The sequence below is a fragment of the Lacipirellula limnantheis genome (genome assembly GCF_007746075.1).
Taxonomy (GTDB): Bacteria; Planctomycetota; Planctomycetia; order Pirellulales; family Lacipirellulaceae; genus Lacipirellula; species Lacipirellula limnantheis.
In genome coordinates this window covers 3,392,282-3,405,468 of the sequence record NZ_CP036339.1, presented here as the reverse complement: position 1 = coordinate 3,405,468, position 13,187 = coordinate 3,392,282, and the positions used below count along the sequence as shown (strand labels likewise).

The 13,187-nt window shown below is 60.5% G+C and carries 6 protein-coding genes; 1 reads left to right on the top strand and 5 read right to left on the bottom strand.

All coding sequences use genetic code 11. The features are described 5' to 3' along the window. Positions 1–105 precede the first annotated feature (105 nt). The 3 genes from I41_RS28285 to I41_RS13105 form a co-directional block, all read right to left on the bottom strand. Entirely contained in the window at positions 106–3,408 is a 3,303-nt protein-coding gene (locus tag I41_RS28285; RefSeq protein WP_168206882.1) for a hypothetical protein, read from the bottom strand. Positions 3,409–4,599: 1,191 nt separating this feature from the next. Further along, the gene (locus I41_RS13110; RefSeq protein ID WP_145433122.1) at positions 4,600–5,961 is read right to left on the bottom strand and encodes a DUF1254 domain-containing protein; all 1,362 of its coding nucleotides are present in this window, start codon (positions 5,959–5,961) and stop codon (positions 4,600–4,602) included. A 97-nt stretch (positions 5,962–6,058) separates the two neighbouring features. Continuing rightward, positions 6,059–7,519, bottom strand: coding sequence for a DUF1254 domain-containing protein (locus I41_RS13105; RefSeq protein WP_145433121.1), 1,461 nt, complete (start codon positions 7,517–7,519; stop codon positions 6,059–6,061). A 765-nt stretch (positions 7,520–8,284) separates the two neighbouring features. On the opposite strand from I41_RS13105, the gene I41_RS13100 reads away from it, so the two are divergent. Further along, a complete protein-coding gene (locus I41_RS13100; protein ID WP_145433120.1) occupies positions 8,285–9,571 on the top strand; it encodes a hypothetical protein in 1,287 nt (428 codons plus the stop codon). 156 nt (positions 9,572–9,727) lie between these two features. Here I41_RS13100 and I41_RS13095 read toward each other — a convergent pair whose 3' ends face one another. Then, on the bottom strand, positions 9,728–11,455 hold the full coding sequence (locus tag I41_RS13095) for an autotransporter outer membrane beta-barrel domain-containing protein (protein WP_145433119.1): 1,728 nt from the start codon (positions 11,453–11,455) through the stop codon (positions 9,728–9,730). A gap of 84 nt (positions 11,456–11,539) precedes the next feature. Continuing rightward, entirely contained in the window at positions 11,540–13,177 is a 1,638-nt protein-coding gene (locus I41_RS13090; protein ID WP_145433118.1) for an autotransporter-associated beta strand repeat-containing protein, read from the bottom strand. Positions 13,178–13,187: the final 10 nt, after the last annotated feature.

Here is a 13,187-nt window from a genome sequence, read left to right as displayed (position 1 = left end):
ATGGCGACGGAGCGATTCACCTCAGCGAGTTAGCTTCTGGGCGAACCCGTCGAAGTGGATGCGACCGCCTCCCGTTCGCTAAAAGAATTCGGGACGGCGGCTGGTTTAAACGCGGCGACCGCTCCGGAAGCCAATTAAGAAAATGCAACCGATCAAGCTCGCTAGGCTCGCGGGCTCCGGAACCGCGGTCAGCGGCCCCGGCGATGATCCGAATTGTTGCCGCCAAATGTCTAAGTCAGCGCTGTTGACCAACCCGTCGCTGTTGGCATCGCCCGTCGCCAAACCTGTTCCCGTGCCAAAGTTGCGTTGCCAAATCAGAAGATCGCCGCCATCGATGATTCCGTCCATGTTGAAGTCGGCGTTTTCCATTAGACCGATCGCTCGCAGCGTAATCGTCAATGTGTCGCCCGCTTGGCCGACTTCCGCATTGACGTCGGTCAGCAAGGTCAAATGCGCTTCGTGCATTCCAGGGGTCGTGGGGTGAAAACCGACGTTGATCGATTGCGATTGGTTGCCGTTCAGTACGAACGACGAGGGCAACCCACTCACTGAGAATGCACCGGAAGGGTCGTCGAGTTGCATGCTCAGCACTGATAGCCGAATAAGCTGCGGGCTTTGCTGAATCGACGATCGCCAGATTGAGTTGATCGGCGACAGGATGTCGGCATTCGTCAAACTGAACGTGCCCATCGAGGTCGATCCCACCTGAGCCCCGGGAGCGATGTATTCCATCCCCGACGTCCCCGCGCCCGCCAATTGCGGCGAGGGGCCAAAGATGTTTGCGTCAATCGGAATGCTGATCGAGCGAACGTTGTCGTCGTAGTCAGGCGCGTAGATCACGTCGGCCACGCGCTGCCGCGTCCCGAGCGGGAGATTCTTGGTGTAGAGCGGAACCGCGGCGGAGTTCCACTCCTCGCCCACGTCGATCTGACTAAAGCTCTGCGACGACTGCACGTAGAGCGGCCCGGGTTCCCCCAAGTTTATCGGCGGAGGTTGCAGCGTGCGGAGCTTCATTTCGCCGGAGGTCTGCGTGCCGGCGTTCCCGATTCCTTGGGCGTAGCCGTGAACGCTGGCGTTGCCGCCGGCGCGGACGTCAAACGCCGCCAATCCGACGCCGTACTCGCCGCTGGCGTCTTCCTCGACGATCGCGCCCGTGCCGCGGCCGGTGGTCGCCGAACTGCCCAAGATGCCGAGGTAGAGGAATCCGTTGTCTTCAAGGAATACGGTCGAAGCACCCGGCGAGCCGAGGGTTCCCACCGTAGGCGTGCCGCTGAAGGTGCGCGGAGTTCCGTACGGCGAGAACGAAGCAGTGACGTTCTGCGTACCGGAAGCGTACATGGCGAACGTCGACAGATTCGGCAAGTTCGCCATGTCCGTCGGCGCCACGGCTCCCGAAGTGAGCGTCGGGTCGTTGAGGTACCCGTTTCCGGCCCGCAACCGAACAGGCCCCGATGGAATAACGTCCCCAAATAGCGGGCTGTGCGACTGATCGACCGACATGAGCGCGGGATTCTTCAGATCCCCACCGAAGGCGCTGTAGAGCAGCAACTCCTGATTATTCCCATTGAAGGCGCTCATGCCGTACTGTGCGGCCAGCCACGAAGCGTTGACGCGCGTCACGGCTCCGACGCGCATGTGACCGGGCGCGGGGGGCGGCGCAGCTCCGCCGCCGAAGGCCTGAACCCCGGAAGCGACGCTTCCAAACGGCGCGCCGACAAGCATGCCATACGGCGCGGCCCCGCCGACAATCGCCGGGACATTCGCGAACTTGCCTACCGGCGCGCCGCCGACGGTGCTTGTGCCTGAATGCGATCGGTAGGGATTGTCCCCGGCTGCGCGAGCGCCGAAGTACGCGCTGTTGCTCAGGCCGGCGCTTGGGCCGGAGTAGGCATGAATGTAGGTGGCGCCGTTCGCCGACCGCGTGACGCCGTCGCCGGCGAGGCCGCCCGTGGTCGTGGTCGATCCGGTGTAGGCGAGATTGGAGCTGACGATCTGGATGACGCCGCCGCTGCCGCCCATTCCGTTGCCGCCAACGCCTCCCTGGCCTCCCGCGCCGCCGGCGCCGCCCGCTCCTCCGTTGCCGCCAAGATTACCCGTGGATTGGCCAGCGGCGCCCGCCGTGCCTGCGGCCCCTAAGCCGCCGGCTTGTCCCAAGCTGCCGTTGCCACCGACTGCGGTTGTCAAACCTCCATAGTTGAGCGTGCCACGGACTAGCAGTTGGATGCCGCCTCCCCCTCCGCCGCCCACGCCGCCGGCGCCGGCTTGTCCGCCGAGACCGCCGATGCCGCCCAGGCCGCCTGTGCCGCCTGAAGAGCGTGGCCCGAACTGATCGGAGCTCGCGCCGCCTCCTCCGCCGCCTCCGCCCCCTCCCCCGGGCAATCCCACTCCGCCGGTAGCGCCCGCGCCGCCGCCGTTGCCGCCGTGAAGATACACGGCCGTGGGATTGAGCTGCTCTTGAATTGCGGACGCATTAGCGCCGGACATTCCTTGAGGTCCGCCCCCTCCTGTCCCTCCAGTCCCGCCAGTGACGCCCGGTGCGGGCCCGCCGAACTGGGACGAACCCTGCCCGGCCGGCCCGCCTGGCCCGCCGCCGCCCTGCGCGGCGTAGGCGCTCGTGTAGGCGCCCGCGACGCCCCCCGCTCCAACGCCAACGTTGCCCGAGCCGATCTGACCGGCGCCGCCGGCCGAGGATCCGAACAGGGCTGCATACTCAGGGGTGCCGGGATTCACAAAGGCGCCAGTACCATTCTGCCGATACTGCTGGCCCGTCGAGGTCGCCCCGTTGGTCCCGTTGATCCCGTTCGCGAAGGCCGTGCCTCCCCCCCAGCCGCCGACGGCCGATGTGGCCGACGCCGGAGAGTACCCCGACATGACCGAGGGGCTTGCGCTCCCTCCCGCGCCGCCCCCCGCGCCGCTGGCTCGGCCTTCGCCGCTGACGTCGATCACTGAGCCAGCCGCCAGCGTCGCATTATTGGCGACCTCCAGTTTGGCAAGCTGAAAACCGATTCCAAAGATCTTCTGGTCGGAATTCAGCGTCAAGTCGCCGAGGACGATGAATTTGGCCACCAACCCGTTTGCGGTGAACCCCGTCGCAAACGGATCCGTCACGATCGGCGTTATCGTGTCGAAACCTTGGAAGCGGATCGTCACGCCATTGATCGTCGCCTCGGGAATATTGAAGCTGACGACCATCGTGGGCGCGCCATTGGCAGTAATGCGCGACGGCAGCGGGGTATTGAACCCCGTATCGAGCACAAGGTTCAGCGGGGCGGCGCAGCATATCGTCGCCGCAAGGGAAAACACCGCCGCCAGAATCAACAACCCGATTGGCAACGCACGGTGAACCAGCCTCGGCATCGCGACGAACTTCCTTACACAGTCGGAAACGCTGACTTCATTCGTGGTCATCACCGAGAACCCTTTGCATTCGAAACAATCAGAAGTCGCCAAGGGAGGTAAATGGTGCTCTGGCTAGTCACTGACGGATGAAACTGTCACAGGAGCAGCGGTCGACTTGTTAGTAAACGTCACTGTTCAAGTGACGGGAGCCGAGGTCAGGAGTTGCAATTCGAAACCCGCGGGGAGGCGCAGTGACGGCCGATACAGATGCCCAATCAGGGCGGGGCCGCACTGACAGATCGAACTGGCGTTTTTCAGAAGTCAGAAGGAAAGATCGCACATCGTATTCGCGAATGCTTGCGAGGCGTCACGGTTCTTGATTCCAGGGTTCGCCGTGGCTCGGCTCATCGCGTGCGGGTCCAGGAGTTGATGCGAATAATTGCAGCAAGAAGCCAAGGCATGATAATTGAGCGGAGATTTGGCGTCAAATTCGCTGTGCCGGTCACCTCAGTCAGCTTAAAACCCGGCGATCGGCGAATGGTGAACGTCTGCAGTCGGTCAGCAAAGAAGCAAATTCCGCGGGGTGCATCGCTTCGCACAGACCGATTCATGTTTGGCGGCAGTCGTCGCTCACGACGCGACAAAAGACATCGACCGTGCCAGTCGAACAATCCTTCGAGTGACATCGCTGGCCCGTCACTCGAAGAGCTTTCGCAGAAAAAGCAGATGATGGAACGCGATTGGCGCGGACCGCACAACAAACGCCACATCGAATCCATCTCCAACGAGCGCCATTTGCCGGTTAGACCGACCACCCTAGGATGCTTCGGCCTACAACAGTGAGGAATCGTCTTTCGGCGCTGAGGCGGGACGAACCACCGTCCCAAAGGCTCCGCCTCGATTGACGGCGGGGCGAGCGACCTACGGATTTGGAGAATCCCTTCGATGACATTGCCGCCTCTGCTATCGCGTCCCTGAGCTGCAGGTCCCGAAGTGCGTAATGAGGGCGTCACATTGCGGTTGACCGGCCGGGCGAAGTGACGGTTCGACCTTGGTCACCAACGGAGGTATGGGGGTTGCTAAGTGTCCTTAGATCAACTGCCCATTTGCCTGCCACGCGATCGTGGTCACGTCGCTTCGCAAGAATACGGATTACAGAACCGAACACCTACGTGAACCGGGGTCCAATCTCACAGGTTCGGACTGCCCGAGTTGACGGCGGCACGCTGCGGGACTAGTTGCAGTCCAGCATGCTAAGAGCTACTTGACCAATACTGGCACTGGGCGTGGCCACTCCTTGTTTGCGATACTTTTATCCGGACCATACATTCTCATCACCATAAAAAACGGACCTTCGGGAGTCGGCAGCCAGTTCTTTCCATCGCCGGGGTTTCTGTGGCTCAGGGTGATTGAGATACCGCCATCTTCGCTTGCGACAAGGCCTTTGGTACGGTCTCCAACCGAGTAGCGGTCGATTGAATTATCGACCAACAGACGCTGCGGAAGATTATACATCGTCAACGACCAGAACTGAGAAACAGGGGGTGGTTGATCGAACTCCAACTCATAGACCTTCTTTCCGTCGAGCGGGTTGCCTTCGGAATCCATCTGGTACGAGAAATAGACCGCTTCTGCTTCGTTCTGGCCATAGATGCCGATCATCGCCCCTACGGCTCGCGATTCGTAGTCCGTCCCCAAGTACTCGCGTGAGCCGAAGAGACCAATGTTGTCCTCGTTCTTTGCTGTACGTTCAGTGAGTTTCTTAAGCGCAGCATCTATCCCTGCCTGGATCGAGGCGGATGTTTTTTCGTCCAGCGACGAAACGTCGAATCGCTTCCCAGGACTAATGCCAATCGCAGCAAAACGCTTCAATGCTGCGGCATCTTCTGGATGGGGCTTTACATGTTCCAACAAGAAGTTGACATAGCCAATAAAAGCAGGCGTCTTGGCGAGCTTTTCGTGCCAATCCGGAAAGTCGATCACTGGCACGGGAGCAGGCGGTTTGCTCGCGGTGTAAGTACTCAGCGGTGTGAACCTATAGTCGCGTTGAATCTCACGCACCTTGGGAACATCGCCGGCGCCGCCAATGCTTGTGCGGGTTAGGGTGCCGACGAAATCTGACTCGGCATGGAATACCTCGTCAAATCCATCCGGGATTTCCCCCTGCCAGTCCGGTCCGACGAACAAATAGGTGCCCGGCTTCACACCGTTGAGTCGAGCTCCAGGGCTGGCGAAAATATAGGTGTAGAGGTCCACCCACTGGAAGACATTGTACCGGCCCTCGTCTAGTTTCGGTGTCTGGAAGACGATCGGTTCACGTCGCAAATCAAGCCACGCCCATGAATAAGTCGTATCGTTGTTCGGGGTGACGATGTCGGTATCTGCCGGTGTAGCAGGGCGTGCGTAGTGTCGGTACTGGTTGAAGCCACCGATGTAACCCGGAAAAGTGCTGTCTTGCGTTTGGGTGTAGAGCGTTTGGTAGTTGTAGAGCATCGGATAAGCGAAGATATACGCCTCCTCGGCGACAGAGCGAAGGTCGTTGGTGGTCTGCGCCGAGACGGACATGGGTATCGCCACCAACAGAGCATAGACGATGCTGAGGCTCAGTGAGGATGTTTTCATGGCGAGTCTTCCTATGATGTTTTCCGCTGTTGGTAGAGCGCTAGGGCAAACTGGCCTGCGGCAGTCGGTTTCGTCCAGCTCTGAGTGCGAAACTAGCTTACCACTCGGCTTTCTCAAAATCCGGAAGCACCCACGAGCCGTCGAAGTGCTCTTTCTTCGGTCCGTACAGGCGGAAGTAACTGAACCATGCGCGGCCTGGAACCGTCTCGACCCAATTTCCTTCCTGACCGGTGGGAGCTTTCGGGCCGACATAGAGGTCGACACTGCCGTCGTCGTTTGTCTTGAGGTCCATCCGTGACGATCGATCCGCCTGCTGGGACGGATTATCGATCAGGCAACGGGCGCCAACGTCGTATACGGTCATGGACCAGAACTGTTCCACCGGGGCATTCGCGGGCACCCTAAGCCGATAGCTCTTCGCCCCGTCGAGCCAATCGCCGTCCTTGTCCTTATAGGTTCCCAGATAGACCTGTCCGACTCCGGGGGTCTTGGTCACCATTCCTGATGAAGTCGTCACCGCCTCGTAGAACCAGGATGCCCGTCCGTCGAGCTGGTCGTAGAACTCCGCTCGTTGAGAGGGATCGATCACCAGCGCGAAATGCCAGTGGGTCCCGTCCGCGTAGTGGGCCGCGGCAAGGCGTTTCTCGAAATCGTTCGTTTTGGCCATCGCCTCGCCCACCAAGGCCGCCTCGGTAAGCAACTTGGCCTGGTGTTCGTCTGGCGCGAACGGCGTGCCCTTCTCGATACCGAGGGGCTTGAGCATGGCCATAAAAAAACGGTCCCTCTCGTGAACCGGCTCGCGCTGGATAATTGCGTGCAGGCTCTTCCAGTATTCGATCCCCCTCGGCGGGGTCTGACTCCAACGTATTCCTGAGATGTCGACTATTTTCTTTCTGGGCGGATTGTCGCTTTCCGAAAGCGGGTAGATCTCCAACTGCTCCAACAGCACCTTGGCTTTCGCAGGATCCTTGTCGAGGGCACGGAATCCCCAGAAAACGTTGTTGGTTGGCGATTTGGCCAGGTAACCACCCTCGGGGGCCACAGCTTCCTGCCCCGGACCGGCGATGACGTAGATGCCGCCCTTGCCCTTGTCCGGGCCAGTTTGCCCCATGTCAATGAGTGGTCGCTGCCACATGTCGTCGGCAAAGCCAGCCACCGCACCGGCTGGCATCTTGACAACCATCGGTCCAGTTTTCTCAAGATTGAAGAAGCTGATGATGTAAGGCGTCGTCGCATTTGCGGTGAGAATGCCAAGCTTCGCGAGGTAATTGTCGTACACCACGACATCGCCCGACTCGGCCTTGAACGTCACTTCGTGAGCCTTCTGCCACTCTGCGAAGGAAACGATGGGAATGCTCCATAGGTAGGCCTGGCAGGCGCGCTGGAAGTCGATTTCATCGTAGAGCAACTCAACGGTTTCATCCGTCGGATACCCATTGGCGAAGTCCTGTGTGAAAGAGAGCTTCCCGATTCGGGTATCGAGGGTCTCTTGTGCCTGGATCGAGGCAACAGGCCAAGTAAAGGCGCATGCGAGGGTGAGTGCGGCGGTTCTTTTCATGAGTTTTAGTAGGGGCGGCTTAGTGGGTGTCGCTGCATAGTGCATGCTGGTTGATTCTGTTTTGTACTGTCGAGCGTCTGAAGTAAGGTGACCGCCCACGGGGGACGAATAATTACTCGTGTAGACCACAGACGAACAGCAAGTTAGCCGAGTTCTAGTTACGCAAGCTGTATTTTAGATTCGGGTTGCCTCAATGTCATGCTCCTCACTGCGTGATAGTCAGTCCGTGTCTAACGTCGACAGGTCGACGGGCCAGACCCTCCGCCAGTTATCGCCTACATTGTCCTCGCTTTTGGGCTGTTCCGACCCGATCGCCAAAGCTAACGGCGGTGGATACGACCTCCACACTTTCAGGATCAATTTGGTGCCACCGCATTCTTCCGAAGCCGCGTGTTGATTGATTTCAAGTGAACAAGGAGGGCGTGATATTGGTCATTTCGGCGCGGATTCAACCTGCTGCTGCCAAGCCAGTCAGCGCCACAATCGGGGGAACAGATTGCCGCTGAAGTGCGCCAAAACGTCATCAACCGGGAAACCCGTCGAGAACCGACCGTTTTTTGACCCGGCTGGCTGGGTGTGCTTCCTGGGACGGATACGATAACTTGACCGATTACATCCATGGCTAACGTTGGATCGGATCTCTTCGAGCTTCGCTCCGCGCGAGCTCGCACCTGACGCAATCTCTCGCTGACGATGGCATTGACATCGGGAGAAGGTCATCGGCGATCGCATTCACTCCACCATGCTCAACCCAGGAACTCCCCCATGTTGCCGCGCCCACTCGTGACGCTCCTCATGCTCACCTGCTCAATCACTTCGGTTGCACATGCGGATTTCAAAGTCGGAGTCAGCAAGGCCATCATCACGCCCAATCCACTGCTCCCCGTCACCGGAGGCATTGGTCCGGGTCGTCCCTCCACTGGTAAGCAGGGCGAGCTATACGCCCGCGCGATGGTCTTTCAACAGGGAGAAACCATCGTCGCCGTCGTCCAACTCGACCTCCTGGGGTTCCCTTCCGTACTGGGCGCCCGCGTTCATCAGCAGGTCCCCCGCATTCCCTCCGACAATATCCTCATCGGCTCCTCGCACACGCATAGCGCGCCTGACTGCTACGGCTTCCCCGGCCTCGACGGCAAAACCTCCAGCGATCTGAAGTACATGGACTTCGTCTGTAAACAGGCAGCCGTGGCGCTTAATCAGGCGCTCGACAACCTTCAGACGGCTCACCTCAAGATTGCCACCGGCGAAGCCAAAGGAAAAATTGCTTACAACTTCTATGCTCCGGAACTTTACGACCCCCGCATGAGCGTCATCCAAGCCGTCACTCCCGACGGCAAGACCATCGGAACCCTCGTCAACTACGCCATCCATCCTGAAGTCCTGGGCAGCGAACTGGGCCTCGTCAGCCCCGACCTCGTCGGGCCGCTTTGCGACAAACTCGAGGCCGATCTCGGCGGCATGGGGATGTTCATGAACGGCGCGCAAGGGGGCATGGTCACCGCCGACAACCGCCTCCTCGACAAACCCTCCGATCCTCTCAAGGCGAAGTGGGAGGACGCTCGCACCTGGGAAGAGTGCGTCCGCATTGGCCAGCTGATGGCCTCCGAAGCCCAACGCATCGTCAAGGACGCCCAGCCGCAGACCGATCCCGGTCTCGCCTGTTATGCGCGGAAGGTCAAGGTCCCCGTCGACTCCGAACTGATGTGGATGATCATCCTGGGCTCGCCCTTGAAATACCCGCACAACATCGACAAGTCGATTACCACCCGCGTCAACCTGGTCAACATCGGCGACGCCCAAATCCTCACCATACCCGGCGAAGCCCTGCCCAACATTGGCTGCTATCTCAAACGCAACATGAAGGGGGACAACACCCTCCTCTTCGGTCTCACGAACGACGCCTTCGGTTATATCCTCACCAAAGTCGACTTCAACAGCCTCAAACGCTATGACTACGTCTCCCGCACGTCGCTGGGCGAAATGACCGGCGAAATTCTGATGGAGAACGCCCTCCAAATGATCGAAGACGCCCCCGCCCCCGGGCAGGATTGACCTTCGCTTTCTTCCAGTCCCACGCGTTGCCACCTTGGTCAAACGTGCCAGCGTAGCTCGCGACGGCAAAACGAGGCAGCGAACTCAAGACGCTGCGCTGCGATTTTCCCATGAAGACGACGCGCCAGCGACGTTGAACTGGCCGCAGGCCGCGCCTCAGCGGCCCAGGCCTGCCGTCCGTCGCCCGAGGAGGCCTGCCCCCGCCGCCGCGATGGCACACAGCAGCGGCCCAGGCTCCGGTACGGCCGCGCCGACGGCCATCGCAGCGCCGAAGCCGAAGTTGCTTTTCCACGCGGCCAAGTCCGCAGGGCTATGGGGATTCGGGGTGTCGCCGCGCTGCCAAACCAAGAAGTCATTCCCATCGACGTCGCCGTCGGCGTCAAAGTCGCCAGGGAGCGTCACCAGCAGCGTTCCGGTCGTGTACAGTTGTGAGATATTCCAACTCCGTCCGCTGGGAAGGGTGGGGAGCAGAAAGCTCGTAAACTTTCCGGTGATGCTCGCACCGTTGATGATGTTGAAGGCATTTCCCAGGGCGGGAACGAATGGTCCGATGAGCAGCACCTCGAGCGTCCCGTTGAGCGACACCGAGCCGGAGACCAGCAATTGATCGTAAGTCGTCGCGGGAATGGCGCCAGCTAAATCGATTGCTAATTTACCCGCCGCTAACTGCGTGTAGCTACCGTCAACCTCAAGTGGACCTTGCAGGTTGGAAAAGACTCCAGCCTCCACGACGCCGCCATTGGCGATATTCCCCAAAATACTGCCGTTTCCGATAACTCGCCCCGTGGACGCAACCGTAAGCAAGCCCCCCACGGCGACGGCAGCGTCGCCGAATACGCGAAGTTCACTCGAGGAGCCGGTCCCCGTGCGGCCCAGGACGAGGTCTCCGCCGATCGACCACATCGATCCCGGATCTGTGATGTCTGCAAATCCGCCGCTACCGATCAGTTCCCCGATGGAGGCGCTGCCGCTGGTAAGCACCTGCCCGCCATCAGAAACAATCAGTTGCCCTCCCCCGCTTTTGCCAATAATGGCGTCGCCATTGTTGGTCCACGTCGACCCAGCATCTTCAATCAGAACTTGGCCAAAAGCGAGAAAGGAAGATTTACCCAGCACGGCACTGCCGCTCGTGAGTTGTCCGCCCGCTTGAATGGTGAGCCGGGCAAAAGGACTCTCGTCGGCGATGACTAAGCCGCCGCTGATATTCAAAGTCGAGCCGACGCCGCTCACCGTTCCATACGCATCGGTTCCGAAAATGCCAGAGCGACCGAACACCGCATTAGCGTGCGGACCTCCGGTGACATTGACATCCGCACCGCCGGCGATGTTTAGGAAGCCGCGAGCATCGTTGCCGATGATCAGCTCATCACCCAGTTCCTGGGAGCCGGTCACATGGAACGTTCCGCCGTTCACGTTGAGCGTTCCTTCGGTGCTAGGGGCAGAACCATCGTGGCCAACGATCACCGAGCTTGTGGAGAAATTGCTAAGCGTGGTGTTGAGTCCGCCCGCTTGGTTTGCCACGTTGCCGACGATCAGGGCGCCTTCGGCCAATGTCTTGGCGGCGTCAATCGCAAAGTTCGCGGGGAGCTGGTTGAAGTTGACGGAGTCCGAAAAACTAACCGTGTTGGCGCCGACAATCAGTTGCCGAACGTCACGGGTGAGCGGATTAAGGATAGGACGACCCGGAAAGGTCACGCTGTATTCGATGGCGAGGTTCCGGTCGAACACGGCGGTATCGTTGACGAGGGGAACGCCCGCCGTCCAATTGGCTGCGTTCGGAAAGCTACCCCCCGTGTTGTTATTCCAATTCGACGTCAGCGCGGCAACTGGGAGGGTCCAGGCCAACGTCACGAAGCACACGGGGAGGAAACCCACGACTCTCATGGTTGATTTACCTTTGCAGGAGTACCCCGAAGTTTTTCTCGGATCGTTTGCGAGCTTCGCTGCGTCAAGTGATGCGCTCGAACGTCAATTCCACGGGCGCCGCCCTGCGATGCATCTCAGGGCGGCTAGCGCCAAGAGCAAGAGTCCACTCGGTTCGGGCGCCGGCGCGGCGGCTTCCGCCGCCGCGATGAGCGTGCCGAAGCCGAAGTTGGATTTCAAGTCGGCGAGGTTCCCGACGCCGGGATTGCGCTGCCACGCGAGGAAGTCGTGTCCATCGACGTCGCCGTCAAGGTCGAAGTCGCCGTTGACGGCGACAGTTAACGCGCCCGTGACGTAAAGCTGGGAAGTATTCCAAGCGAGGCCGTTGCTGAGCGGCGGCAGCGTGATCGCATCAAAGGCTCCGCTTAAAGAAGAACTGTTGAACAGGTCGAACGACTGGCCCGCGCTGGGCGAAAAGCCGTTGATGAGCGATACCGACAGCGTTCCATTGAGCGCCAGCACGCCGAAATCCAGACCAGCCGTGTCGATCTGATCGTGCTGGCTGCCGGGGAGCAGCCCGCCGATTTCCATGTTGAGCGTCGCGCCATTCTGCATCGTCAAGGCTCCAACGGTGAGCCTCCCCGCCGAGGCGCCGGGGGCGAGCGCGCCGCCCGCCTGCACGACGACGGTCTGTCCGATCGTCCCGGCTCCCGCGAGGAATGCCCCCGATTTCACCAGCACTCCGCGTGCAAGCGAGCCGTCGACTTTGAGCGTGCCTTGCTCGATCGTCGTGGCTCCGGTGTACGTGTTGCTTCCGCTGAGCGTCAGCACGCCTGCGCCGGTCTTCGTCAAGTTCAACGCCGCGAAGTCGTCCCTGATGACGCCGGCAAAGACATTGGGCGTCGCCGCGCTGACCGCCACGGTTAGCGTGGCGACATTGGAGCTGCCATTCTCGACGACGGCCGACGTCGGGCCCGGTGCGGTGGTCAAGCCGCTGACGACGACGCTCTGACCGAAGAGGTCGAGCGTTCCGCTGGCGCCGAACCCGACGGCGACCGGCGAGGCGGCGTTGAGCGCACCGTTGTCGAACAGTCCCACCGCTCCTCCTAGGATCAAGAGGTCGCCCGTGAAAGTGTTGCTCGATCTGAGGCTGAGAATCCCGCTCCCCTGTTTGGTCACGCCGCCCGTTCCGCTGAGCGGGCCGAACAGCACCGTCGCGGCGCTCCCGTCGAAGGTGAGCCGGTTCGACCCTATGTTGATGGGACCGTTGACATTGATTGCGACGTCGCCCAGCACGCCGTCGCTGGTCCACGTTTGCGCGCCGGCCAGTTTGATCACAACGTCCTCGGCAGTCTCGTGGATGCTCGCGCCTGACGAATAGATTCCGCCTTGGCCGACGGTCAGTTCGGTGGGAGTCAGTCCGCCGACCGAGCCGACCAATCGGATATGTCCCAAGCTGCTGAACACGAGTCCGCGGATCGATTGCGGGCCGGCCATCAGGACATCTTGGCGTGAATTCATCGCCTCGATGTTGAACACCGCGGTGTCGTTGGGGCCAGGCTTCGCCGCAGGATCGGGCGTCGTGCTATTGGAAACTTGCGACCACGACGAGAGCACATTCCAATTGAACCCCGTACCATCCCAGACTAGGGTCGCGGCCGGCGCGACTCGCAGTAGAACAGCTCCGACGACGGCCCATGTCGTCACGCACACCACAGCCTGACGCGATCGACGCAGCGACATCTTGCAGACC